This is a genomic window from Chromobacterium haemolyticum DSM 19808, assembly GCF_000711885.1.
Lineage (GTDB): Bacteria > Pseudomonadota > Gammaproteobacteria > Burkholderiales > Chromobacteriaceae > Chromobacterium > Chromobacterium haemolyticum.
The window spans coordinates 322,012-345,237 of sequence record NZ_JONK01000001.1; the positions used below are offsets into that span (position 1 = coordinate 322,012).

Here is a 23,226-nt window from a genome sequence, read left to right on the forward strand (position 1 = left end):
CTTGGGCATGCAAATAAGAGCAAATACTCAGCCCGCATTTCATCGACTAGAGGAGAAACACCATGAAGAAGTTGCTTCACGGAGCATTGCTGTGCCTGGGACTATGGCTGCCGCTGTCCACGGCTTACGCCGCCGGCGGCTATACCCAGACCCGCTATCCCATCGTGCTGGTGCATGGTTTGTTCGGCTTCGGCCAATTACTGGGAGTGGATTACTTCTACCAAGTGCCGGCGGCCTTGCGTTCAGACGGCGCGCAGGTGTTCGTGGCCGAAGTGTCCGCGCTGAACAGCAACGAGGCTCGCGGAGAGCAGTTGTTGCAACAGGTGCAAAAAATCATTGCCATCACCGGCGCCGCCAAGGTCAATCTGATCGGGCATAGCCAGGGCGCGCCAACGGCGCGCTACGTAGCTGGGGTGAGGCCGGACCTGGTGGCATCGGTTACATCGGTGGGCGGCGTCAACAAGGGGTCGGTGGTGGCCGACATCGTACGCGGCGTGGGGCCTTCGGGCTCGGTGTCCGAGGCCGTGGCGGTTGCCGTGGCGAAGGCTTTGGGCACGGTAATTCAGTTCTTCGCCGGTACTTCAGGCCAGCCGCAATATCCGGTGGGCGCCTTGGATTCCTTGACCACCGCCGGCTCCGCCGCTTTTAGCGCCAAATTCCCGCAAGGGGTCCCGACCAGCGCTTGCGGCGAGGGGGATTACCAGGTCAACGGCATCCGTTATTACTCTTGGACCGGCTCGGCCACCGTCACCAATATTCTGGACCCGCTATCGGCGCCGATGGGCGTGCTGGGCCTGGCTTTTGGTTCCACGCCCACCGATGGCCTGGTCAGCGCTTGCTCGGCGCGGCTGGGGCAGGTGATCCGCGACAATTACCGGATGAACCATATGAATGAGATCAACCAGAGTTTCGGCCTGGTCAGCTTGTTCGAGGTCAGTCCGGTGAGTTTGTATCGGCAACAGGCCAACCGCTTGAAGAATACGGGGCTATGATGCGGCGCGCCTGGGTGGGCTGGGCTTGCGCGCTGCTGTTGGGCGGGCTGGTCTGGCTGGGGCGGCCTAGCGCTGATGAGGCGGCGGCCCAGGCCGGAGGCTCCGCGCCGCAGGCGGCGCCGTCGTTGCGCGGCACTCAGGTCGACGGCCGGGCGAGCGCGGAGGCGAGCGGGGCGCTGAGGGTGGACGCGGAACTGAGACGCTTGTTCGATTACCAATTGGCGGCGTTGGGGGAGCGAGATCTGCCCGCGGTCCGCAAGGCGGTGCAACAGGCCTTGCAGGCGCAATTGAACGGAGCGGCCCTTAAGCAGGCGCTGGAGTTGTTCGACCGCTATGTCGCCTATCGTCGTGCTTTGAGCGATGGCAAGGCGGCGGCGGGCGGCGTGGCCGAGCGTTTGCAGCAGATGAGGGCGCTGCGTTTGCAGTTCCTGTCGGAGAGCGAAGTGGCCGGCTTGTTTGGAGAGGAAGACGTTTACGACGACTTCACCGTCAAGCGGTTGCGCATTGCCGCCGACGTCAGCCTGAGCGCCGAGCAGAAAGCCGCGCGGCTCAAGGCCTTGGAGGCGGGCTTGCCGGCTGATCTGCGCGCGGCGCGCTTGGAACCGGTCAAGCACTTGACCTTGGCCGAGGCGGAGGAGACTTTGCGGAAGAAGGGCGGAGGCGAACAGGAGCTGTACGCCTTGCGCGCCGGCATGGTGGGCCAGGCCGCCGCCGATCGTTTGTCGCAGTTGGATCGCGAGCAAGCGCAGTGGCAGACCAAGGTGGAGGCTTACCGCTTAGAGGCGCAGCGCTTGCAAACGGTTGCCGGTTTGGACGCGGCGCAGAGGCGGCAGGCCTTGGCCGGCTGGCGCGCCCAGCGCTTCAATCCGCAGGAGCAATTGCGGCTGGACGCTATCGTCCCGCCGCAATAGTCGGCCGCTTAGCGGTTTTCTTCGTTCTGAAACAGCCGGGAGAGACCTTCTCCCGGTTCTTTTTCCCGCATGAAGGCTTCGCCCACCAGGAAGGTGTGGACCTGGTGGCTGCGCATCAGCCGCACGTCGTCGATGGTGGCGATGCCGCTTTCCGTGATGGCTATACGGCTGTTCTCAATTTGAGGCAGCAGTTTCAGCGTGGTGGCCAGGCTGACTTCGAAGCTGCGCAGATTGCGGTTGTTGACGCCGATCAGTTCTGTTCTCAATTGCAGAGCCTGTTCCAGTTCGTCTGCGTCGTGCACTTCGGCCAGAACCGCCATGCCCAGTTCCATCGCCAGGACTTCCAACTCGCGCATCAGCGGCAACTCCAGCGCGGCGGCGATCAGCAAAATGCAGTCGGCGCCCATCGCGCGGGCTTCGTACACCTGATAGGGGTCGACGATGAAGTCCTTGCGCAGCACCGGCAGGCGGCAGGCGGCGCGGGCGGCCTGCAAATAGGCGGCGTCGCCTTGGAAATACTGGCGGTCGGTCAGCACCGACAGGCAGGCAGCGCCGTGTTCGGCGTAGCTGGCGGCGATGTCGGCCGGACGGAAGTCTTCGCGGATCACGCCTTTGCTCGGGCTGGCTTTCTTGATCTCGGCGATGACCGCGGCTTGGCCCAGCGCGTGTTTGGCGCGCAGCGCGGCGACAAAATCGCGACGATCGCCGCTGAGCGCTTCCGCGGCGGCGCGCACCGCGCTCAGAGGCCGCTGCGGCAAGGCTGCGGCGATTTCTTCGCGTTTGGTGGCAATGATGGTGTTGAGTATGTCTGACATGCTTGAGTCTGCAATCCGGGCAAGTCGAAAGAAACGACCATCATGCAGGAACAGCCGTGGCGTTGACAAGCCGTGTCGTTCAGTCCTGCTCTGCTGGGTTTTGTCTGCGGGGCACGTCGACGATGCGCGGAGGGTGGCCGGTCAGGTCCAGAAAGCGCATCAGCTCGTCCATGGGCAGCGCCAGCGTGCTGGTATTGACCAGCGGATGGCAAAGGATGGCGTCCCGGCGGCTCAGCGCCTGATCGATGACGACGGAGACCTGACGGTCGCGGTCATTGAAGGCGGCCAAAAGCGTCACCGAGCCCGGCGTCAGGCCCAAGCAACGTTGCAGGCGGTCAGGCGAGGCGAAGCGCAGGCCCTTGAGTTCCAGCAATTCGCCCAGGGCCTTGATGTCGACCCCAGCGTCGGCAGGCACCGCCAACAGCACATGCTGGCGGCCCTTGGCGTCGCATAGAAACAGGTTTTTGCATTCCGCGCCGGGCAGGCCGGGCGCTAGCCGCGCGGCCTCTTCGCAGGTATAGACCGGGGGGTGGTCGAAGCGCTGGCGGCGGATCTGGTGCTGGTCGAGAAAGTCGTACAGAACATGTTCCATGCTCCGCAGGCTAGCATGACGGCGGCGCGTGCTTCAATGGTCGCGCCGCCAGCTTTGGCTCAGTCGCGCCAGCGGTCTTCAAACACCAATTGCTCCAGAGGCTGGCGGCTGGCCCACTTCTCTTGTTCCAGCATGGGTTGGGCGTAGAACTCGGCGACATGGCCAAGACACAACACGGCAATGGGTTTTGCGCCCTCCGGCATGCCCAGCAGCGCGGAGAGCGCGGCCGGGTCGAACAAGGACACCCAGCCCATGCCCAGGCCTTCGGCGCGGGCCGCCAGCCACAGGTTCTGGATGGCGCAGGCCACCGAGGCCAAGTCCATTTCCGGCAGAGTGCGGCGGCCGAACACATGGCGTTCGCGGCCGTCCATCAGCGCGGCTACCAGCACTTCGCCGCAGTCGCGGATGCCTTCCACTTTCAGGCGCAGGAATTCTGCTTGGCGCTCGCCCAATTGATCCGCGGTGCGCAGGCGCTCGGCGTCCACCAGTTTGCCTATTTCCTCGCGCAGGCTGCGGTTAGCGATGCGGATGAAGCGCCACGGCTGCATATAGCCGACGCTGGGCGCGTGGTGGGCGGCTTCGAGCAGCCGTCGCAGCAGCGCCGGGTCTACCGGGTCCGGCAGAAAATGGCGCATGTCTCGCCGTTGTTCTACCACCCGGTAGATGGCGGCGATGTCTTGATCGGGATAGCGGTGCATGGGGAGGCCTTTCTAAAGAACCTGTTCGAGATCTGCTGCGCTTCAGCAATACGGCGTGAAATACAAGCTCAAATGTTCATGCATCGCATGGCCATTTCTCTTTATTAAGAGTGGCTAACAAACCCCTGATGCTGCGTTGCGCCGACTTGCCGTACTCAAGCACTGCCTGCGTCGGTGCGCCTTGCCTCAGCCGTAATATTGAGTTTTGTTAGCTGCTCTAAGAGGTTTCACCCTGTCTTGCTCCAGATTGCGAGACTTTGAACAGGCTTTGGCAAACGGACGAGAGGGATTTTCAGTGTCGGAGGATAGCGGCTTTGTCACAGCTGGCAAATAGCATGGCCTTGCTTGCAGGAGGACTCATGACTTCGGTCAAGCGATTCAGCGGATTAGACGCTTTTGGCATGAGTTTCCCACATGACGCCGCGCATGCGGGCGTGATAAAGTGGACAGTCTGAATTCCAACGTTGCCGCGCCGGGCGCGGCGCGTTCGGCCATAGCCCGAACCGCTATCGCATCTTGATGATTTAGAGGACTTTCCGTGACCCGAATTGCAGAACTAGAACCCAAAGTCGTCTGGGAGCATTTCCAGACCTTGTGTGAAATCCCGCGTCCGTCCAAGCATGAGCAGCAATTGCGCGATTACCTGAAGGGGTGGGCGGAACTGCGCGGCCTGGACACCGTGGTGGACGAGGTCGGCAACCTGATCATTCGCAAACCGGCGACCCCTGGCTACGAAAACCGCATCGGCGTGGTGTTGCAAGGCCATTTGGACATGGTGTGCCAGGCCAACACCGGCACCGAGCACGACTTCTTCAAGGATCCGATTCGTCCGGTGCTGCAAGACGGCTGGCTGGTGGCGGAAAACACCACGCTGGGCGCCGACAACGGCATCGGCGTGGCGCTGGGCATGGCGGTGCTGAATAGCGAGGACGTGCCGCACGGGCCGATCGAGGTGTTGCTGACACTGGATGAGGAAGCCGGCATGGGCGGCGCGCTGGGCTTGGGTACCGGCCTTTTGCAAGGCCAGTACCTGATCAATATCGATACCGAAGAGTGGGGCGAGTTCTACATGGGCTGCGCCGGCGGCGTCGATGTCAACGTCAGCCGCGGCTATGCGAGCGAGGCCGTGCCCGCTGGCTATCAAGCCGCCAGCCTGGTGATCAAAGGCCTGCGCGGCGGCCATTCCGGCGCCGATATTCATCTGGGCCGCGGCAACGCCAACAAGATTCTGATTCGTCTGATCCGCGAGCTGGAAGCGGAAACCGATCTGCGCGTGTCTTCGTTCAAGGGCGGTACCGCGCGCAACGCCTTGTCGCGCGAGGCTTTCGCCGCAGTGGCTTTCCCGGCCGCGGATGCGGACAAGGTGGCGGCCAAGCTGGATGCGTTCCAGAGCCTGCTGCGTTTTGAACTGGCTGGCGTCGACGAGGGCGTCACCGTGGTGCAGGAGCGGATCGAGCTGGACAAGGTGATGTCGCGCGCGGATCAAGGCGCGATCTTCGCTGCCTTGCACGCGGCGCCGCATGGCGTCAAGCGCATGAGCCAGCGCGTCCAGGGCGTAGTGGAAACCTCCAACAACCTGGGCGTGGTGGTGGTGGAAGAGGGCAAGTTGTTCGCCAACCTGATGGTGCGCTCCTTGCTGGATTCCGGTACCTGGATGCTGGCGCGCGAGGTGGAAAGCCTGTTCCTGTTGGCCGGTTGCAAAGTCGAGATGGAAGGCGGCTATCCGGGCTGGGCGCCTAACCCGCAATCCAAGCTGCTGGCCTTGTTCCAGCAAGTCTATGCGCGCGAGTTCGGCGACGAGGCTCAGGTGCAAGTGATCCATGCCGGCCTGGAGTGCGGCATCTTGGGTTCCAAGTATCCGGATATGGACATGGTGTCCTTCGGGCCCAACATCCGCGGCGCGCATGCGCCGGGCGAGCGGGTGGAGGTGGAGTCGGTGGGCAAGGCCTGGCATTTGCTGAAGGCAGTGTTGGCTGCGGTGCCGGCGCGCTGAATCTCTGTCAGCTAAGTTTTGAAGCGAATACCGGCCAGCGTCAGCTGGCCGGTTTTGTATTGGTCGAGCCGGTTTTGCCCTATGATCACAACAGCCGCGCCGCTGTTATTTCGCATGGAGACTAGCGATGAACGATTCCATCAAGCGATTGCTGCTGACCGGCGGCCTGATTGTGTCGCTGGCCATGGGCATACGCCATGGCTTTGGTTTCTTCATGCCGCCGATGACCCAGGCCTTCGGCTGGAGCCGGGAAGCCTTCGCCTTCGCGCTGGGGCTGCAAAACCTGGTATGGGGCCTGGCTCAACCCTTCGCCGGCGCGCTGGCGGACAGGCATGGTTCCGGCAAGGTGCTGCTGGGCGGCGCCTTGCTTTATGTCGCCGGCCTGGCTTTGATGACGGTGTCCGGCACACCCTTGCTGTTTTCCCTGTCGGCCGGCGTCTTGCTTGGTCTGGCCTTGTCCTGTGTCACTTATAGCGTGATTTTTGGCGTGGTGGCGCGCAGCGTGTCGCCGGCCTACCGTTCGCGCGCGATGGGCATCGTCGCGGCGGCGGGGTCTTTCGGCCAGTTTGCGATGATCCCGGTGGAGCAAGGCTTGATCGACGGCCTGGGCTGGCTGCCGGCGTTGCTGATCCTGGCCGGCTGCGCCGCACTGATGCTGCCCTTGTCCGGCTGGCTGGCGCGCGAGGACCGGCCGGCGCAAACCGCCGCGGCCCAGCATTTGTTGCGCGGGATGGCGGACACCTTCGCCGCCGCCTGGGCGGAACGCGGCTTCCGTCTGCTGATGGCCGGCTATTTCGTCTGCGGCTTTCAGGTAGTGTTCATCGGCGTGCATCTGCCGGCCTATCTGCGCGACCACGGCTTGGGCGGCGGCACCGCTAGTCTGGCGCTGGCCTTGATCGGCCTGTTCAATATATTCGGCACCATGGCCTTTGGCGAGCTGGGCAGCCGTTGGTCAAAGCCCAGCCTGCTCAGTTTCATTTACCTGATGCGCAGCGTGGTGATCGCGGTTTTTCTATTGCTGCCGCTCAGCGGCGTTTCTGTGGCGGTGTTCGCCGCCACGATGGGTTTTTTGTGGCTGTCCACGGTGCCGTTGACCAATGGGGTGATCGCCGGCATGTTCGGCGTGCGTCACCTGGGTCTGCTGTCCGGCGCGGTGTTTTTCTCGCACCAGGTGGGCAGTTTCCTGGGGGTGTGGCTGGGCGGGGCGCTCTATGATTTGCTTGGCAATTACGATCTGGTATGGATGCTGGCGATAGCCCTGGGCCTGCTGGCCGCCGCGGCCAATCTGCCGGTGCGCGAAACGCCGTCGACCGGTTTTGCCAAGGAGGACGCATGAGGGCTGTGCTGTTGTCCGTCGGCGCGGCGCTGCTGCTGGCCTGGCTGACCGGGATGTATTTGCGCGCCGATTTCGTGGTGGACCTGGCCAACCGGGTATGGACTTGTTTTGGTTAAGAACCTGTTCACGAGTTGCTGCGCGTCGGCGGGAGAGTTAGACAGAGGCGTTGAAACCCGCTTCGAAATACCCATGGGGCGCGTATGCATTCCACTTGCCCAGCTCTTTTCGTTTTGCTTCGACGTAAGTCGCGAGGCTTTGAAGAGATTCTAAGAGTTGGTTGGTCTCTTGCGTTTTATCGCGACAAAGGCTTGCGAGCGTGGCTCATCTCGCGGAAACTGGGTGTTTCGGGAGCCGCGTGTTCAAACCTGGACGCGCGCGTCTCTACAGGATGCATGCAATAGAGAAAGACTGGAAGCCGTGTCGGAACATTTACTTAAACAGCACCGCGATGCCATCGACAACATCGATGTGGAAATCCTCAATCTGCTGAACCAGCGCGCCACTCACGCGCGTGAGATCGGCGAGATCAAGGGCGGCGGCATCATCTATCGGCCCGAGCGCGAGGCGCAGGTGTTGCGCCGCGTCAAAGAACTCAATCCCGGACCTTTGCCGGGCGAGTCGGTGGCGCGCTTGTTCCGCGAGGTGATGTCCGAATGCCTGGCGCTGGAAAAGCCGCTGTCCATCGCCTATCTGGGGCCGGAAGGTACTTTCAGCCAGTTGGCCACGCTCAAGCATTTCGGCCACGCCGCGCGCACGGTGGCCTGTAGTTCGATCGACGAGGCTTTTCGTCTGGTGGAGTCGCGTGGTCTGGATTACGTGGTGGCGCCGGTGGAGAATTCCACTGAAGGCGCGGTGGGCCGCACGCTGGACCTGATGGTCACCAGTCCGTTGAAGATTTGCGGCGAAGTGGTGCTGCGCATCCACCACCATTTGCTGCGGAAGGTGGAGGGCCTGGACGGCATCCGTCGCGTCTACGCGCATGCTCAGGCGCTGGCGCAGTGTCATGAGTGGCTGAACAAGAATCTGCCGGAAGCGGTGGAGCGAGTGTCGGTGGCCAGCAACGCCGAAGCGGCGCGGCTGGCGGCCGAAGACGAGGGCGCTGCGGCGATCGCCGGTCAGGCCGCGGCCGAGCGCTACGCGCTGTTGAAGCTGGCGTCCAATATCGAGGACGAGCCCAACAATACCACCCGTTTCCTGGTACTGGGGCTGCAAGACGTGGGCGTGACAGGCCAGGACAAGACCTCGGTGGTGGTGTCCGCGCCCAACCGCCCTGGGGCGGTGCACCAGTTGCTGGCGCCCATAGCCGGCAATGGGGTGTCGATGAGCAAATTCGAGTCCAGGCCGTCGCGCGCGGGCCTGTGGGACTATGTGTTCTTCATTGATATGGAAGGGCATCGAGACGACGCCAATGTGCAGCAGGCGCTGGCGGGGCTCGCCGAGTGCACTTCCTTTGTCAAAGTGCTGGGCTCTTATCCGCTCGCGGTGCTTTGAATTTTAGGATGAGGATGCAAGCGGGCCGCGCAGCGGCCCGTTGTGTTTTTGACGTTAATGTTTGATAGGGGAAAAACAAGAATGAAAGCTATCTGCCTGTTTTGCGGCTCCAACAAGGGCGTCAAGCCCGAATACGAGGCGGCCGCCCGGGACTTTGGCCGCACCTTGGCCGAACAGGGCATCACTCTGGTCTACGGCGCCGGTAAAGTGGGTTTGATGGGCGTGGCCGCGGATGCCGCGCTGGCGGCCGGCGGCAAAGTCATCGGCGTGATTCCGGAGTTTCTCAAGGCCAAAGAAGTGGCGCATACCGGCTTGACGGAAATTCATGTCACCGAAACCATGCACCAGCGCAAGGCGCTGATGGCGGAGTTGTCCGACGGCTTCATCGCGCTGCCGGGCGGCTTCGGCACCTTCGACGAATTGTTCGAGATATTGACCTGGGGTCAGTTGTCCTTGCACGGCAAGCCGGTGGGGCTGCTGGACGCCGCCGGCTACTATCAGCCCTTGCATCGGATGATGGAGCACGCGGTGGCGGAGGGCTTCGCCCGTCCCGGCAATATGGATCTGTTCCGCATCAACGAAGACTTGTCTGCGCTGTTGTCGGATATGCGCGCTTACCAGCCGCGAGAGGTCGCCAAGTGGCTGGACCTGGCCAAGGCTTGAGTCGGCGCTGAAGCCAAGATGCGGGCGAGAGAAACGGCGGCGCTGGGCTGGCGCCGGCTGAAACGGGTGTTGACCTGGCCGCTGGCCTTGCTGGCGGCCTTGATCATCCTGTTCGAAGAGTACGCCTGGGACGAGCTGTCCGCCGCGCTGGGGCGCTTGGCGGCCTGGCCGCCGCTGGCTGCGCTGGAGCGGCGCATCGCCGTCTTGCCGCCGTGGGCTGCCCTGGCGATATTCGCGCTGCCGGCGGCCTTGTTGCTGCCGGTCAAACTGGCGGCGCTGTTCCTGATCGGGCGGGGGCATGCGCTGCTGGGCGTGCTGATTATTCTGCTGGCCAAGGTGGGAGGCACCGCGCTGGCGGCGCGGTTGTTTACGCTGACCCGGCCGACGCTGATGCGAGTGTCCTGGTTTGTGCGGCTGTATAATGGCTTCGTTTACTGGCGCGAGCGAATCTTCGAGCGCTTGCGGGCCTCGGCTCCGTGGCGGCTGGCGTATGCGCTGGCCGGGTTTGTCCGGCGCGGCGCGCAGCGGCCGTCGTTCTGGTCGCGGCTGGGGCGTCGTTTGGCTGGGCGTTGGCGCAGGCGGCCATGAAGGGTTTTGAACGGGATAGCGGATGATCATCATCATGAACCGGCTGGCGCCGGAAAGCGAAGTGGCGGCCGTGGTGGCCAAGATACGAGGCGCGGGGCTCAGCGAGCATGTGTCGCGCGGCGCGGAGCGCACCATCATCGGCGCGGTGGGGGACGAACGCAGCTTGTCGCCGGAAATGTTCGAGTCGATGCCGGGGGTGGAGCGGGCGATGCGGGTGGTGCGCGAGTACCGCATCGTCTCCCGGGAGACTCACCCGCAGAACAGCGTGGTGCAGGCGCGAGGTCTGGCCTTTGGCGGCGAAGCCTTGCAGGTGATTGCCGGACCGTCCGCGGTGGAGTCGGCACAGCAGATCGCGCAGGCCGCAACGGCGACGCGGGCCGCCGGTTGCCGGTTGCTGCACGGCGGCGTGTTCAAGCAGCATCCCAGTCCTTACGGCTTCCAAGGCCTGGGGGTTGAGGGCATTGAGCAGTTGATCGCAGCCGGCCGCGCCGAGGGGCTGCCGGTGGTGTCCGAGTTGGCCGACGTGCGCATGCTGGACGTGTTTTTGGAGCAGGGCGTGGACATCATCCAGATTGGTTCGCGCAGCATGCAAAACGTCGAGCTGTTGAAGGAGGTGGGGCGCTTGAACAAGCCGGTTATCCTCAAGCGCGGCGTTGCCGCGACCTTGGGTGACTGGTTGATGGCCGCCGAATACATCGCCGCCGGCGGCAACCACAACATCGTGTTCTGCGAGCGCGGGATTCGGAGTTTCGAGCCAGCCTATCGCGCCACGCTGGATGTCAGCGCGATTCCCTTGCTCAAGCGCGAAACTCATTTGCCGGTGATTGTCGACCCCAGTCACGCCGCCGGCAAAGCCTGGCTGGTGCCGGCGCTGGCCAAGGCGGCTTTGGCCGCCGGCGCGGACGGCCTGCTGCTGGACATGCACCCGCAGCCGGAGGCCGCCTTGTGCGAAGCCGATCAGGCCTTGACGCCTGAGGGGCTGGCCGCGCTGATGGCGGAGCTGCGGCCCTTGGCGGCGGCCTTGGGGCGCAGTCTGTAATCGGATTCCAAGCGTCGATGCATGAAAAAAGCCGCGTTTACGCGGCTTTGCTTTTTCCGGCGTCGGCGATCAAACCTTGTGGCGTTCGCACAGCGCGCGGAAGGCGCCCATATACTGATCCTGCACATAGGGTTTGAGCAGGGCCAGCACCTGCAGCACGCCACGGTGGCCGGATTCCTCGGTGATCGGCGCTTTGGGGCGCGCGGTTTGTTCGAAGGCGAACCAGAACTTCACCACCAGCCAGATATTGATGCTGACCGGTTCGATGTCTTCCTCGTCCATTTCCAGCAAGCCCAGGCGGATGAATTCGCGGAAGTGTTCGGCCAGGATGTTTTTCAGTTCGGTGTTGACGAACTGATGGTACTCCGACTGCATTTGCGGGTTGCGCGCCAGCATGCCTGGCAGGTCGTAGAACATGAAGCGGAACTGCCACATCGCCAGGAAGGCGGTATCCAGGTAGTTAACCAGATCGTCCACCGTCATTTCTCGGTTTTCCGGCACCGCCAGGCGCTGATTGATGAACTCGCGGTACATCAGGAAAATTTGATAGACGATCTCTTCCTTGTTGCGGAAGTGGTAGTACAGGTTACCCGGGCTGATGCCCAGATGCGCGGCAATGTGATTGGTGGTGATGCTGCGCTCGCCCTGCTCGTTGAACAGCTTGAGGCTCTCCTGGATGATGCGGTCGTAGGTTTTGATTCTGTTTTTGCTCATGATGCGCTTGGGCTGTTCAATGACATTCGGGATGCGCCATTCTAACGCAAATTTGGAGTTCTTGCTCTAATTATTTGCGCGCGCGCTTCCCGCTGTTTTAGGCCAGTGCGGTGTCGCTCTGCTCGGGAAAACATTGCGCCAGGAAGTGGTGCAAGATGGTCTGTTCGATACGATGCCGGTCGCGGGCCGGTATCGCGATGCGCAAGATCAACTGATAGCGTTTTTCATCGATGGGTTGTAGCGCGATGCGCGGTTCCACTGATGGAATGTCCACCAGATTGCGCTTGGCCATGTCCTCCATGTGCTGGCGCGCCACTTCCAGATGAGGCTGGCAGGATTCTTCCGCCGCCGCCATCAGCAGGCGCTCTGCGCGAATGGGCGGCACGGAGTAGGCCATGGGGACGTTGACGATGTGCATCACATAGTCGCCCATGTAGTTTTCGCGAATCACCGGCGTGGATAGCAGCAGGCTGTTGGGAAAGGTCAGCGCCCGCCCGGTCATCTGGTGCGAGCTGTGATTGGGTCCGATCTCCATCACCGTGGTGGACAGCAGGCCGATGTCCACCACCCGCCCGCGCACCGTGCCCACTTCGATATGATCGCCCAGGCTGTAGCTGTTGGAGGTCTGGCGCACCAGGCCGCCGGACAGGCACATGATCAGTTCCTTGGTGGCCAGGATCAGCGCGGCGGCGAAGGCCAGCATGGATACCGCGATGGTTTGCAGCTCGCTGGCCCAGATCAGGCCGATGCCGGCCAGTCCGGAGACGAAGAGGATGTTGCGAGTGTTCACCGACCAACGCCGCTTCGACTCGATCGCTATGCTGTTGTTGGCCGCCAGCAGCCGGTCCACCACCAGGCGGATGATAAGCAGGGCGGCGATCAGGATCAGCGAACGCGCTATTTCGTGCGAGTAGTTGTCGCGCAGATAGCCTATCAAGTCGAACAAGGTGGCCTTGGGCTCCATGGGGTCGTCGGTTTCAGCTTCAGTCGTTGAGTTTGACCGCGTGTTCGCGGGTTTCGTGGAATACGATGTCCGGCCAGCGTTCCTGAGTCAGTTGCAGGTTGACGCGGTTGGGGGCCAGGTAGGCGAGGTTGCCGCCGGCGTCGGTGGCGATGTTGATCTGCAGCGCTTTGACGAATTCGTCCAGCTTCTTGCGGTCGCCGCAGCTGAACCAGCGCGCGGACCAGATGCTGGCGGATTCGAACATCGCGTCCACGCCGTATTCGGCCGCCAGGCGCGAGGCCACCACTTCAAACTGCAGCACGCCCACCGCGCCCAGAATCAGGTCGCCGCCGCTGTGCGGCTTGAATACTTGCACCGCGCCTTCTTCGCCCAGTTGCTGCAGGCCCTTTTGCAGTTGTTTCAGCTTCAAAGGGTTTTTGATGCGAACGCTGCGGAACAGTTCCGGCGCAAAGAAGGGAATGCCGGTAAAGGTCAGGTCTTCGCCTTCGGAGAAACTGTCGCCGATCTGGATATTGCCGTGGTTGGGAATACCTATGATGTCGCCGGCAAACGCCTCTTCCACGATTTCGCGGTCGTGGGACATGAAGGTCACTACGCTGGAGGCCGCGATGTCGCGGTTCAGGCGCAGGTGTTTCATCTTCATGCCGCGCTCGAACTTGCCGGAGCACACGCGCAGGAAGGCGATGCGGTCACGGTGCTTGGGGTCCATATTGGCCTGGATCTTGAACACGAAACCGGAGAACTTGCCTTCGGTGGGGGCGACTTCGCGCACGGTGGCGTCGCGCAGCTGCGGCGCGGGCGCCCAGTTGATCAGCGCGTCCAGGATTTCGCGCACGCCGAAGTTGTTGATGGCGGAGCCGAAGAATACCGGGGTCAGTTCGCCTGCCAGGAATTCATCCAGATTCCACTCGTTGGATGCGCCCTTGACCAGTTCGATCTCCATGCGCAGTTGTTCCATTTCCAGCGGGAACAGCTGGTCCAAACGCGGGTTGTCTATGCCCTTGATCACTTCCACGTCGGTGATCAGCTTTTCCGCGCCCGGTTCAAACAGGATGACCTCGTCGTTCAGCAGGCTGTAGACGCCGCGGAAGGCCTTGCCCATGCCGATGGGCCAGGTGATGGGCGCGCAGCGGATCTTCAGCACGTTCTCCACTTCGTCCAGCAGCTCCAGGCTGTCGCGCACCTCGCGGTCGTACTTGTTCATGAAGGTGACGATGGGCGTGCTGCGCAGGCGGCAGACGTTCAGCAGCTTGATGGTCTGCTCCTCCACGCCCTTGGCGGCGTCGATCACCATCAGGGCGCTGTCCACCGCGGTCAGCACGCGGTAGGTGTCTTCGGAGAAATCCTGGTGGCCGGGGGTGTCCAGCAGGTTGACGGTGTGGTCGCGGTATTCGAACTGCATCACCGAGGACGCCACCGAGATGCCGCGCTGCTTCTCGATTTCCATCCAGTCGGAGGTGGCGAACTTGCCGCCTTTCTTGCCCTTGACGGTGCCGGCCATCTGAATGGCGCCGGAGAACAGCAACAGCTTTTCGGTGAGCGTGGTCTTACCGGCGTCAGGGTGGGAGATGATGGCGAAGGTGCGGCGGTGGGACACTTCTTCGGCGATGCGGGCGAGTTCGGCGGACATGGGATTGCTTGTATTGGAATTCGATAAAGCCGGGTATTTTACCGGACTTGCCTTACGGTGGAAGTTTTATGTTAGTATTGATAATGATTATCATTAACAAAATAAAACCGTGATGCCTTGCTCTCGTCTTTCTCCGCCTTGCCCCGATTTTATTTTCCGTGCCCCCAATCCGCCGCGCTTCCGTCCCAAAGCTCTGGTTCTGAGCCTGGCTTGCCTGGCTGCGCCAAGCGTCTGGGCCGCCGAAGCGCCGGCGCGCCTGGATACCGTTCACGTCACCGCCGACGGCCCGCAGGCGCGGGTGGGCAGCAATAAGCTGGACCGCGAGGAAATCGAGCGGCCGCAAGCCCGTTCCCTGGCAGAAGTGCTGGACGCGTTGCCCGGTGTCAATGCCGGCGGCTCGCAGCGCCCCGGCGGTCAGACCATCAATGTTTGGGGTTTTGAGTCGGTCGAGCATGTGCAGGTGTCCCTGGACGGCGCGCCGCAGGGCTTCGACAAGTATCAGCAGGGGACGTCTTTTATCGATCCGGAGTTGCTGGGTTCGGTGGAGGTCCTCAAGGGCGGACATTCTCCGTTCTACGGCAACGGCGCGTTCGGCGCTGTGGTCAAGGCGGAAACCAAGACCGTGGCCGAGCTGCTGCGGCCGGGCAAGTCAGTGGGCGGCTTCGCCAAGCTGATGTATCAGGACAACGGCAATCAGTTCGGCCAGTCTCTGGCCGCCTATGCGGGCGGCCCTGGCAGCAAGGCCGACATCCTGGCCTATATGACCCGATCGCGCGCCGGCGACGGCAAGAAGGGCGATGGCACGGGCATGATGTTTTCCGGCAATGATCTGGAGGGCGGCATGCTGAAGCTGGCCTGGCGTCCGGCGCCCGGCCATCGGCTGCGCTTGGGTTGGGTGAGCCAGGAGGAGGAGCGGCGCACACCGTGGGCGGCCAAGCGCGGGGATATCCCGGCGCCAAATGCCGCCGACATCAAGAAGTACGGCTGGGAAGGCGCTTGGCTTCGCCAAAGTGTGTGGCGCGAGCAGCAAAATGAGACGGTGAGCGCGGATTGGACCTTCGTCAGCGATTCGCCCTGGCTGGATTTGCAGCTTAGCTATGCGCAGTCGCGGCGTTATCAGCACGATACCCGGCCGCCAACGGCAAGTATCTACGCCTTCTCATCCTTGTTCGGGAACGAGAGTTGGGTGACTCAGCGCGACCGGCGCCTTGAACTGCGCAATATCGCCCGCTTCGGTTCCGGCTGGGCGCGTCAGGAAGTCACTATGGGCGTGAGCTGGGCGCACAAGACGCTGGATGCGTTGTTTTACCGCCCGGATAAGCGTAAGGATCCGGCTTACAACTATGGTTATCTGAATCCGCGCTACCAGCCTCCGGGCGAGGAAACTGTGCGATCCGCCTATTGGGTGCATCAGTGGCAGCCCTTGGAAAGCCTGACGCTGACGCCTTCTCTGCGCTACGACCATGTATGGATACAGGGGCGGGAAAACCTGGCTTCCGCGTATAACGATCCAGCCAAGGGACACGATTACAGCGGGTTGGCGTATTCCGGCTGGTCGCCGCGCTTGGCCGCGCGTTGGAACTTCCGTCCGGGCTGGACGCTGGACGCCGGCTATACCCGCACCTGGCGCGCGCCGGGCGTGGACGAGGTATACGATACCCAGACTTTGGGCAGCACGACGGCGACTAGCCGCCAGTTACAGCCGGAAACGTTGAACGCGGTCAAGCTGGGGTTAGAGTACGAGCGCGGCAATGTGCTCACGTCCGGGGACAATCTGTCCGCAGCGTTGACTTGGTATCGCCAAACCGTCAAAAACGATATCGCGCAGCGCCTGGGGCCAAACCGGGGGGATGCGTCGGGAGCGCCGCTGCCGCCAGTGATTGGCTTCTATCGCAATATGCCCGGCTATGTGATTCAGGGCTTTGAGCTGGAAGGGCGTTATCAGGCCGGCGGCTGGTTCGGCAGCTTGTCCTTGTCGTCGACCAAAGGCGAACGCAATCATAGCCTGATGGACCCGTGGGGCAGGGACGAGCCCATCACCAATATCCCGCCGCGCAAGGCGGTGGCCAATCTTGGCTATCGCTGGAACAAGATCGGCCTGTCCTTGAGCGGGCAGGGCAAGTTCGTGCGCAAGCAGGACCGGGTATTGGTCAATTCGCCTTATGCTTATCCCGCGCAGCACGGCTATTCGTTGTTCGGCCTGTCACTGGGCTGGCAGCCCAAGGACCGGTTCAAGGGGCTGGAGGCGCGATTGGCGGTGGACAATCTGTTCAACACTCAATACATCCCTTACCTGACCGAGGGCGCGGAAGGCATGGGGCGGGCGATCCGCACCAGCGTGTCCTGGCGTTTCTGAGGGAACGCGGCTTGCGTTTGATTTGAGACTAGGAGGGGCCGCGCGCCCCTCCTTGCGTTACAATGGCGCTCCAAATCCCTCGCAAAGGAGCGTCTTCGTGTTTACCGGTATCGTCCAAGGGGTGGCGGAAGTGATCGCCATCACGGAGAAGCAGGACTTCCGCACCCATACGCTGCGTTTGCCGGCGGCCTTGCTGCCCGGCCTGGAGTTGGGCGCCTCGGTGGCTCACAACGGCTGCTGCCTCACTGTCACCGCCATCAACGGCGATCAAGTTTCCTTCGATCTAATGCGCGAAACCCTGCGCGTCACCAACCTCGGCCTGTTGCAAACCGGCAGTCTGGTCAATATCGAGCGCGCCGCGCGCTTTGGCGACGAGATCGGCGGCCATGCGATGTCCGGTCATATTCTGTGCATGGCCAAGGTGGCCCGGGTGATCGATCTGCCCAATAACCGAACCGTATGGTTCGAATTGCCGGCGGAACACATCAAATATGTGTTCGCCAAGGGCTATATCGGTATTGACGGCATCAGCCTGACCATAGGCGAGGTGACGGACAACCGCTTCTGCGTGCACCTGATTCCGGAAACCCTGGAGCGCACCATCATCAAGTCGCGCAAAGTGGGCGACTTGATCAATATCGAAGTTGATCCGCAGACTCAGGCCATCGTTGAGACGGTGGAGCGGGTGCTGGCCCAGCGAGGAGCCGCGGCGTGAACATGGTTGGCCGGCGCGTGCTGGCCTCCTGGAGCGGCGGCAAGGATTCCTGCCTGGCGCTATGGCGCGCGGTGCGAGCTGGCGCCCATCCGCAAGCCTTGCTGACGATGGCGGACGAGCGCGGCGAGCGTTCGCGCTCGCACGGCTTGCGCCCGGAGGTGCTGGAGCTGCAGGCGGCGGCGCTGGGTTTGCCCTTGCGAGTGGGGCGCGCAAGTTGGGACGGCTATGAGGCCGAGTTCATCGCCCGGTTGGTAGAGGCCCGCGCCGACGGTTGCGAGGCCGCAGTGTTCGGCGACATCGATCTGGACGCTCACCGCGAGTGGGAAGAAAAGGTTTGCGCCGCCGCCGGCCTGCAAGCGTGGCTGCCGCTGTGGCAGCAAGCGCGCGCCGCTTTGGTGCGAGAATTCATCGATGCCGGCTTTCGCGCCCGCATCGTGGTGGTGAACACCCGGCTGGCCGGCGAAGAGTGGTTGGGGCGGGAGCTGAGCCACGAGTGGGTGGACCGGATGTTGGCGGAAGGCATGGATCCTTGCGCCGAGGCCGGCGAGTTTCACACCCTGGCAATGGACGGGCCTTTGTTCGCCCAGCCCTTGCGCTTGCGCGACGGCGACATCCATCGCCATGGAGATTATGTCAGCCTGGACCTATTGCCTGGCTGAGAGCCTGTTCAGAGTCTCGCGAGCAAGTGCGAGCCTTTGAACAGGCTTTGAAAATGAATTCAGGCGGGCGGCGGCCCGCGCCAAAAACAAGTGCTTACGAAGGAAGATGGTATGACTATTTCCCCGATTCAGGACATTATCGCCGACATCAAGGCCGGCAAGATGGTGGTGTTGGTGGACGCCGAGGACCGCGAGAACGAAGGCGACCTGGTCATGGCGGCGGAGTTCGTCACCCCGGAGGCGATCAACTTCATGGCCAAGTTCGGCCGGGGGCTGATCTGTCTGACCCTGACGGAGGAGCGTTGCCAGCAGTTGAACCTGCCGCTGATGGTCAGCAATAACGGCACTCCGTACAGCACCAACTTCACCGTGTCCATCGAGGCCGCCGAAGGCGTGACCACCGGCATTTCCGCGGCGGACCGAGCCCGCACCGTGCAAGCCGCGGTGGCGCGGCTGGCCAAGCCGGCGGACCTGGTGCAGCCGGGTCACATCTTCCCGCTGAAAGCGCAAAAAGGCGGCGTGCTGATCCGTGCCGGCCACACCGAAGCCGGCTGCGATCTGGCGATGCTGGCGGGTTTGGAGCCGGCCGGCGTGATCTGCGAAATCATGAATGACGACGGCACCATGGCCCGCCTGCCCGAACTGGTGGAGTTCGCGCGCGAGCATGGCTTGAAAGTGGGCACCATCGCTGACTTGATCCAATACCGCAGCCGCACTGAATCGCTGGTGGAGAAGGTGGGGCAACGATCGGTGGACACCCCGTTCGGCGCCTTCGACTTGCATGTGTTCCGCGACATCACCACCCGCGCCACTCACTTGGCCCTGGTCAAGGGCGAGATTGAGGCGCAGCGCGAAACCCTGGTGCGCGTGCACGAACCCTTGTCCGTGATCGACGTATTGGCGCCCTTGTGCAGCCAGCATTCCTGGACAGTGCCGAATGCGCTGGAAATGATAGAGGAAGCCGGCCACGGCGTCGTGGTATTGCTGTACCGCGATGAAACCGGCGAGGACTTGGCGCAGCGCGCGCTGGGCCTGGAGCAGCAGAAGCAGCGTTGGGACAGCAAAACCTTCGGCATCGGCGCGCAAATGCTCAAGGCGCTGGGCGTGGGCAAGATGAAGCTGATGACCGCCCCGGTGAGCTTGTCGTCCATGACCGGCTTCGACCTGGAAGTGACCGGCTTTTGCCAGCCGCGGGCCTTCCACGTGGACGAGGAATGAGCGGCGGCGCAATGGCTAAGGTCCGGGGATTGAGGTAGAATCTCCGGTTTTCCGTAGTGATTCCGCCGCGAGGAACAAGATGCTTCAAGCTATCCAGCGTATAGAACCCGATCTGATGGGCAAGGGCCTGAAAATCGGCGTTGTGATGTCGCGTTTCAACACCCCGGTTTGCGAAGGCTTGCGCGATGCCTGCCTGGGCGAGCTGGCCCGGCTGGGCGTGGCCGCCGAGGACGTGACCCTGGCCACGGTGCCGGGCGCGCTGGAAGCGCCGCTGGTGTTGCAAACCATGGCCAAGAGCGGCCGCTTCGACGCGCTGGTGGCGCTGGGAGCGGTGATCCGCGGCGAAACCTACCATTTCGAACTGGTGTCGAACGAATCCGGCGCGGGCGTGACCCGCGTGGGCCTGGACTTCGACATCCCGATCGCCAACGCGATTCTGACCACCGAAACCGACGAGCAGGCCGAAGTGCGCATGGAAGTCAAAGGCCGCGAGGCCGCTGCCGTGGCGGTGGAGATGGCGAATCTGCGGAAGCGCATCCTGCGCGGCTGATCGGCTCCCGCCAAGATACCGGAGCCGGGCGTGCCCGGCTCACCGCTCTTTACAAGGAACACCTCTATGAAAACCGCTCGCCGCCGCGCCCGCGAATTTGCCATCCAAGGCATTTACGAATGGGAGCTGAACCCGGATCGTCCGGCCTCCCTGATCGAAAAGCATCTGCGCGAGAATGAATACTTCGCCAAGGCCGATGAGGCCCTGTTCCGCGAAATCCTGTACGGTGTGCTCAGAGACGTCGGCACGCTGTCCAACCAGATCGGCCGCTACTACGAGCGCGCCGAAGACGAAGTCAGCCCGGTGGAACGCGCCGTGCTGTTGATGGCCGCGCTGGAACTGACCCAGCATCCGGAAACCCCGTATCCGGTGATCATCAACGAAGCCATCGAAATCACCAAGACCTTCGGCGGCACCGATGGTCATAAATTCGTCAACGGCGTGCTGGACAAGCTGGCCGCCGAAGTGCGCGCCGACGAAGTGGCGTCGCAGAAGGCGCGTCGCCAAAACTGAGGCCTTGTCGCCGGCGCCGTCAGATTGGAACACACCCGCGACCGCGGGTGTTTTTGCATCGGCCGAGCAGAAAGATCGTGATGAATGAATTTGAATTGATCCGCCGCTATTTCACGCGTCCGGCCGGCGGCGCGGTCCTGGGCGTTGGAGACGACGCCGCCATTCTGCGGCCGACGCCGGGTTGCGATCTGCACGTATCGGTGGACATGCTGGTGGAAGGGCGTCATTTCTTCGCCGACGTCGAGCCGGAGGCGCTGGGTCATAAAACGCTGGCGGTGAATTTGTCCGATATGGCGGCGATGGGCGCCGCGCCGCGCTGGGTGGTGTTGTCGCTGGCTCTGCCGGCGATGGACGAGGCCTGGGCGGCCGGCTTCTCCCGGGGGTTTTTCGCCTTGGCGGAGCGTTACGGGGTCGATGTGATCGGCGGCGATACCACGCGCGGGCCGCTGACGCTGTCGGTCACCGTGGGGGGGGAGACTCCGCGAGGCCAGGCGCTGCGTCGCGCCGCCGCCCGCGTGGGCGACGACGTTTGGGTTAGTGGCGAGCTGGGGCTGGGGGCGATGGCGGTACGCAGCCGGCTGGGCAAGATCGCGCCGCTGCCGGACGGTTTGCGCGAGGCGGCCTGGCGCAAGCTGGAATACCCGGAGCCGCGCATCGCCCTGGGCCTGGCTTTGCTGCCGCTGGCGCATGCCGCCGCCGATGTGTCCGACGGCCTGCTGTCGGACCTCGGCCATATCGCCGCCGCTTCTCAGACAGCGGTGGAAGTATGGGCGGACGCCTTGCCGTCGCACCCGCTGGCGGAGGCCGCGCGTGAGCAATGGCTGGATTGCCTGGCTGCGGGCGGCGACGATTACGAACTGGCATTCACCGCCCCGGCCGGGCGCCGGGCTCAGATCGAAGCCTGCGCCGAGACGGCGGGCTGCCGCTTGAGCCGCATCGGCCGCATCGCGGCGGGCCAGGGCGTCAGCCTGCTGGACGGCGCCGGCAACATCATTCAACTGGAAAGCACCGGCTATGACCATTTCAAATGAGACGGAAACCCTGAAGTTGCAGCCGAACTGGCGCTTTGTTCTGAGCCATCCCGCCCATTTCCTGGCTTTCGGTTTCGGCAGCGGCCTGGCGCGCAAGGCGCCTGGGACCTGGGGCACGGTGGCCGCCTATCCCTTGTTTTTTGTCCTGCACGCGCTGGGCGTGCAAGGTCTGGCGCTGGCGGCGTTGTGTCTGCCGCTGTTCATCGCCGGGATCTGGATCTGCGGCTACAGCGGCCGGGCGCTGGGCGTGCACGACTACGGCGGCATCGTCTGGGACGAGATCGTCGCCATGCTGCTGGTGCTGGCCTTCGCGCCGGCCACGCCCTTGGCCTGGCTGCTGGCTTTTGTCTTGTTCCGCTTTTTCGACATTCTCAAGCCCTGGCCTATCCGCTGGCTGGACCGCCACGTGGGCGGCGGTTTCGGCGTGATGGTGGACGATCTGCTGGCCGCCTTGTTCGCGCTGGCGGTGCAGTGGGGAGTTTGGCGTTTGCTGTAAGAACCTGTTCAAAGTCTGCTGCGCTTCAGCGATACGGCGTTGAAAACGTCTTCGAAATGCTCATGTACCCCTCGTACATTCCGCTTTCTCAGTTGTTTTCGCCTTGTCTCGCTCTTGCTCGCGAGACTTTGAACAGGCTCTAAGAGCCTGTTCAGGCGCATTGCCGAAGCATGAAAGCATTGAGCCCGTTCGCCCAAGGCGGCTAGCGGGTTTCAATTCAAACGCGTACCATGCATCGTTTTTTGATGTCGATGTTCTTTTGGCCCGTGCGATAAGCCTGGGCGAAGGATGATTGAGCCAGGGGAGGCGAGGCATGCGTTGGGATGGCAACCGGGAAAGCGATAATGTGGAAGACCGCCGAGGCGAAGGCGGCAACGGCGGCGGGGTGATCGGCATTGGCGCCATCCTGATCGGCCTGGTGGCCTGGTTGGTTTTCGATGTTAATCCGATAACGGTGATCAATCTGATCAGCGAAATGGAGCCGGCGGTCGAGCAACAGGCGCCGGCTCGGGCGAGCGCGGCGGACGACCGCGACGCCAAGTTCATCCGCGTGATGCTGGCCGATACCGAGGATGTGTGGCAGCCCTTGTTCGAAGCTCAGGGCCAGCGTTACCGGCCCCCCAAGCTGGTGATGTTCAGCGGGGCGACACCCACGGCCTGCGGCCGAGGCGACGCGGCCATCGGTCCGTTCTACTGTCCCGGGGATGAGAAAATCTACATCGACTTGTCGTTTTTCCAAATGCTGGGCCGCGAATTGGGCGCGCCAGGCGAGTTTGCCCAAGCTTATGTGATCGCGCATGAGGTCGGACATCATGTCCAGCATCAGCTTGGCATTTCCGCCAAGGTGGACGAAGAGATGGCGCGTAGCGACGAGCGGCGCGCCAATGCTTTGTCGGTGCGTCAGGAGCTGCAGGCGGACTGCCTTGCAGGGGTGTGGGGACGCCACGCCGATCAGGCGAGGCAAATTCTGGAGCAGGGCGATCTGGAGGCGGCGCTGAACGCCGCGGCCAGGATAGGCGACGACGCCTTGCAGCGTTCGGCTGGCCGCGAGGTGATGCCGGACTCCTTCACTCACGGCAGCGGCGAGCAGCGCGTGCGCTGGTTCCGCCGTGGTTTCGACAGCGGGGATATGGCGCAGTGCGATACTTTCCGAGCGCGGCGGCTGTAAGAACCGGTTCAAAGTCCGCTGCGCTTCGTGAAGCGTTGTGCGGTGAGTACAAGCTCAAAATGCTCATATACCCCTCGACCATCCGATTTCTCAG

The 23,226-nt window shown here is 62.9% G+C and carries 23 protein-coding genes; 17 read left to right on the forward strand and 6 right to left on the reverse strand.

Features of this window, described 5'->3' with window-relative positions; translation table 11 throughout:
* The first annotated feature begins 62 nt into the window (after positions 1-62).
* Positions 63-992, forward strand: a complete 930-nt coding sequence (locus BR71_RS01430; RefSeq protein WP_043631583.1) for an esterase/lipase family protein — start codon at positions 63-65, stop codon at positions 990-992.
* Complete coding sequence (locus BR71_RS01435; RefSeq protein ID WP_052370243.1) at positions 989-1,903, forward strand: lipase secretion chaperone; 915 nt, start codon at positions 989-991, stop codon at positions 1,901-1,903. Before BR71_RS01430 ends, BR71_RS01435 begins: the two co-directional genes overlap by 4 nt.
* A gap of 8 nt (positions 1,904-1,911) precedes the next feature.
* On the opposite strand, the gene trpC is transcribed toward BR71_RS01435, so the two are convergent.
* The 3 genes from trpC to bluB all read right to left on the reverse strand — a co-directional run bounded on the left by trpC (position 1,912) and on the right by bluB (position 4,008).
* Entirely contained in the window at positions 1,912-2,718 is an 807-nt protein-coding gene (gene trpC / locus BR71_RS01440; RefSeq protein WP_043631586.1) for an indole-3-glycerol phosphate synthase TrpC, read from the reverse strand.
* 79 nt (positions 2,719-2,797) lie between these two features.
* Positions 2,798-3,310, reverse strand: coding sequence for a prolyl-tRNA synthetase associated domain-containing protein (locus BR71_RS01445; RefSeq protein WP_043631589.1), 513 nt, complete (start codon positions 3,308-3,310; stop codon positions 2,798-2,800).
* Positions 3,311-3,369: 59 nt separating this feature from the next.
* Positions 3,370-4,008: a 5,6-dimethylbenzimidazole synthase gene (bluB, locus tag BR71_RS01450; RefSeq protein ID WP_043631591.1), complete on the reverse strand. Its 639-nt coding sequence runs from the start codon at positions 4,006-4,008 to the stop codon at positions 3,370-3,372.
* A gap of 538 nt (positions 4,009-4,546) precedes the next feature.
* Between bluB and BR71_RS01455 the strand changes: the two genes are divergently transcribed.
* The 6 genes from BR71_RS01455 (at position 4,547) to aroF (ending at position 11,118) form a co-directional block, all read left to right on the forward strand.
* On the forward strand, positions 4,547-6,001 hold the full coding sequence (locus tag BR71_RS01455) for an aminoacyl-histidine dipeptidase (RefSeq protein WP_043631594.1): 1,455 nt from the start codon (positions 4,547-4,549) through the stop codon (positions 5,999-6,001).
* A gap of 127 nt (positions 6,002-6,128) precedes the next feature.
* Positions 6,129-7,337: an MFS transporter gene (locus BR71_RS01460; protein WP_043631603.1), complete on the forward strand. Its 1,209-nt coding sequence runs from the start codon at positions 6,129-6,131 to the stop codon at positions 7,335-7,337.
* A 417-nt stretch (positions 7,338-7,754) separates the two neighbouring features.
* On the forward strand, positions 7,755-8,828 hold the full coding sequence (pheA, locus tag BR71_RS01465) for a prephenate dehydratase (RefSeq protein WP_043590587.1): 1,074 nt from the start codon (positions 7,755-7,757) through the stop codon (positions 8,826-8,828).
* Between the two features lie 81 nt (positions 8,829-8,909).
* Positions 8,910-9,491, forward strand: a complete 582-nt coding sequence (locus BR71_RS01470) for an LOG family protein (RefSeq protein WP_043590588.1) — start codon at positions 8,910-8,912, stop codon at positions 9,489-9,491.
* A gap of 18 nt (positions 9,492-9,509) precedes the next feature.
* The gene (locus tag BR71_RS01475; RefSeq protein WP_052370244.1) at positions 9,510-10,079 is read left to right on the forward strand and encodes a hypothetical protein; all 570 of its coding nucleotides are present in this window, start codon (positions 9,510-9,512) and stop codon (positions 10,077-10,079) included.
* Positions 10,080-10,101: 22 nt separating this feature from the next.
* Positions 10,102-11,118 carry a 3-deoxy-7-phosphoheptulonate synthase gene (gene aroF / locus BR71_RS01480; RefSeq protein ID WP_043631606.1) on the forward strand — a complete coding sequence of 339 codons (1,017 nt, stop codon included), beginning with the start codon at positions 10,102-10,104 and terminating at the stop codon, positions 11,116-11,118.
* A gap of 69 nt (positions 11,119-11,187) precedes the next feature.
* Here aroF and BR71_RS01485 read toward each other — a convergent pair whose 3' ends face one another.
* The 3 genes from BR71_RS01485 to BR71_RS01495 all read right to left on the reverse strand — a co-directional run bounded on the left by BR71_RS01485 (position 11,188) and on the right by BR71_RS01495 (position 14,426).
* Positions 11,188-11,832 (reverse strand): TetR/AcrR family transcriptional regulator, encoded by a 645-nt coding sequence (locus BR71_RS01485; RefSeq protein ID WP_019102235.1) that lies wholly within the window; start codon positions 11,830-11,832, stop codon positions 11,188-11,190.
* 97 nt (positions 11,833-11,929) lie between these two features.
* Positions 11,930-12,796 (reverse strand): mechanosensitive ion channel domain-containing protein, encoded by an 867-nt coding sequence (locus BR71_RS01490; protein WP_052370245.1) that lies wholly within the window; start codon positions 12,794-12,796, stop codon positions 11,930-11,932.
* 19 nt (positions 12,797-12,815) lie between these two features.
* A complete protein-coding gene (locus BR71_RS01495; protein WP_043631609.1) occupies positions 12,816-14,426 on the reverse strand; it encodes a peptide chain release factor 3 in 1,611 nt (536 codons plus the stop codon).
* A gap of 112 nt (positions 14,427-14,538) precedes the next feature.
* On the opposite strand from BR71_RS01495, the gene BR71_RS01500 reads away from it, so the two are divergent.
* From BR71_RS01500 to ypfJ, 9 genes are all read left to right on the forward strand, one after another.
* Positions 14,539-16,782, forward strand: coding sequence for a TonB-dependent receptor domain-containing protein (locus BR71_RS01500; protein WP_052370246.1), 2,244 nt, complete (start codon positions 14,539-14,541; stop codon positions 16,780-16,782).
* A 97-nt stretch (positions 16,783-16,879) separates the two neighbouring features.
* Positions 16,880-17,497 (forward strand): riboflavin synthase, encoded by a 618-nt coding sequence (locus tag BR71_RS01505; RefSeq protein WP_043631612.1) that lies wholly within the window; start codon positions 16,880-16,882, stop codon positions 17,495-17,497.
* Positions 17,498-17,499: 2 nt separating this feature from the next.
* Positions 17,500-18,156 carry a Dph6-related ATP pyrophosphatase gene (locus BR71_RS01510; RefSeq protein WP_043631614.1) on the forward strand — a complete coding sequence of 219 codons (657 nt, stop codon included), beginning with the start codon at positions 17,500-17,502 and terminating at the stop codon, positions 18,154-18,156.
* 111 nt (positions 18,157-18,267) lie between these two features.
* A complete protein-coding gene (gene ribBA, locus BR71_RS01515) occupies positions 18,268-19,374 on the forward strand; it encodes a bifunctional 3,4-dihydroxy-2-butanone-4-phosphate synthase/GTP cyclohydrolase II (protein ID WP_043631616.1) in 1,107 nt (368 codons plus the stop codon).
* Between the two features lie 79 nt (positions 19,375-19,453).
* Complete coding sequence (gene ribH / locus BR71_RS01520) at positions 19,454-19,924, forward strand: 6,7-dimethyl-8-ribityllumazine synthase (protein WP_043590598.1); 471 nt, start codon at positions 19,454-19,456, stop codon at positions 19,922-19,924.
* A 66-nt stretch (positions 19,925-19,990) separates the two neighbouring features.
* Positions 19,991-20,437, forward strand: a complete 447-nt coding sequence (gene nusB / locus BR71_RS01525) for a transcription antitermination factor NusB (RefSeq protein ID WP_019102386.1) — start codon at positions 19,991-19,993, stop codon at positions 20,435-20,437.
* Positions 20,438-20,517: 80 nt separating this feature from the next.
* Positions 20,518-21,468: a thiamine-phosphate kinase gene (gene thiL / locus BR71_RS01530; RefSeq protein ID WP_043631619.1), complete on the forward strand. Its 951-nt coding sequence runs from the start codon at positions 20,518-20,520 to the stop codon at positions 21,466-21,468.
* Positions 21,452-21,964, forward strand: coding sequence for a phosphatidylglycerophosphatase A family protein (locus tag BR71_RS01535; protein ID WP_019102384.1), 513 nt, complete (start codon positions 21,452-21,454; stop codon positions 21,962-21,964). Before thiL ends, BR71_RS01535 begins: the two co-directional genes overlap by 17 nt.
* Before the next feature lie 313 nt (positions 21,965-22,277).
* Positions 22,278-23,132, forward strand: a complete 855-nt coding sequence (gene ypfJ / locus BR71_RS01540; RefSeq protein WP_043631622.1) for a KPN_02809 family neutral zinc metallopeptidase — start codon at positions 22,278-22,280, stop codon at positions 23,130-23,132.
* Positions 23,133-23,226: the final 94 nt, after the last annotated feature.

What these genes read in the sequence shown, in the direction of transcription:
- bluB (WP_043631591.1), bottom strand. Translation starts at nt 4,008, where the DNA reads ATGCACCGCTATCCCGATCAAGACATCGCCGCCATCTACCGGGTGGTA.
- BR71_RS01500 (WP_052370246.1), top strand. Translation starts at nt 14,539, where the DNA reads ATGCCTTGCTCTCGTCTTTCTCCGCCTTGCCCCGATTTTATTTTCCGT.
- BR71_RS01510 (WP_043631614.1), top strand. Translation starts at nt 17,500, where the DNA reads ATGGTTGGCCGGCGCGTGCTGGCCTCCTGGAGCGGCGGCAAGGATTCC.
- trpC (WP_043631586.1), bottom strand. Translation starts at nt 2,718, where the DNA reads ATGTCAGACATACTCAACACCATCATTGCCACCAAACGCGAAGAAATC.
- BR71_RS01470 (WP_043590588.1), top strand. Translation starts at nt 8,910, where the DNA reads ATGAAAGCTATCTGCCTGTTTTGCGGCTCCAACAAGGGCGTCAAGCCC.
- BR71_RS01490 (WP_052370245.1), bottom strand. Translation starts at nt 12,796, where the DNA reads ATGGAGCCCAAGGCCACCTTGTTCGACTTGATAGGCTATCTGCGCGAC.
- BR71_RS01485 (WP_019102235.1), bottom strand. Translation starts at nt 11,832, where the DNA reads ATGAGCAAAAACAGAATCAAAACCTACGACCGCATCATCCAGGAGAGC.
- ypfJ (WP_043631622.1), top strand. Translation starts at nt 22,278, where the DNA reads ATGCGTTGGGATGGCAACCGGGAAAGCGATAATGTGGAAGACCGCCGA.
- nusB (WP_019102386.1), top strand. Translation starts at nt 19,991, where the DNA reads ATGAAAACCGCTCGCCGCCGCGCCCGCGAATTTGCCATCCAAGGCATT.
- BR71_RS01460 (WP_043631603.1), top strand. Translation starts at nt 6,129, where the DNA reads ATGAACGATTCCATCAAGCGATTGCTGCTGACCGGCGGCCTGATTGTG.
- BR71_RS01535 (WP_019102384.1), top strand. Translation starts at nt 21,452, where the DNA reads ATGACCATTTCAAATGAGACGGAAACCCTGAAGTTGCAGCCGAACTGG.
- BR71_RS01495 (WP_043631609.1), bottom strand. Translation starts at nt 14,426, where the DNA reads ATGTCCGCCGAACTCGCCCGCATCGCCGAAGAAGTGTCCCACCGCCGC.
- ribBA (WP_043631616.1), top strand. Translation starts at nt 18,268, where the DNA reads ATGACTATTTCCCCGATTCAGGACATTATCGCCGACATCAAGGCCGGC.
- BR71_RS01430 (WP_043631583.1), top strand. Translation starts at nt 63, where the DNA reads ATGAAGAAGTTGCTTCACGGAGCATTGCTGTGCCTGGGACTATGGCTG.
- BR71_RS01435 (WP_052370243.1), top strand. Translation starts at nt 989, where the DNA reads ATGATGCGGCGCGCCTGGGTGGGCTGGGCTTGCGCGCTGCTGTTGGGC.
- thiL (WP_043631619.1), top strand. Translation starts at nt 20,518, where the DNA reads ATGAATGAATTTGAATTGATCCGCCGCTATTTCACGCGTCCGGCCGGC.
- ribH (WP_043590598.1), top strand. Translation starts at nt 19,454, where the DNA reads ATGCTTCAAGCTATCCAGCGTATAGAACCCGATCTGATGGGCAAGGGC.
- BR71_RS01475 (WP_052370244.1), top strand. Translation starts at nt 9,510, where the DNA reads ATGCGGGCGAGAGAAACGGCGGCGCTGGGCTGGCGCCGGCTGAAACGG.
- BR71_RS01445 (WP_043631589.1), bottom strand. Translation starts at nt 3,310, where the DNA reads ATGGAACATGTTCTGTACGACTTTCTCGACCAGCACCAGATCCGCCGC.
- aroF (WP_043631606.1), top strand. Translation starts at nt 10,102, where the DNA reads ATGATCATCATCATGAACCGGCTGGCGCCGGAAAGCGAAGTGGCGGCC.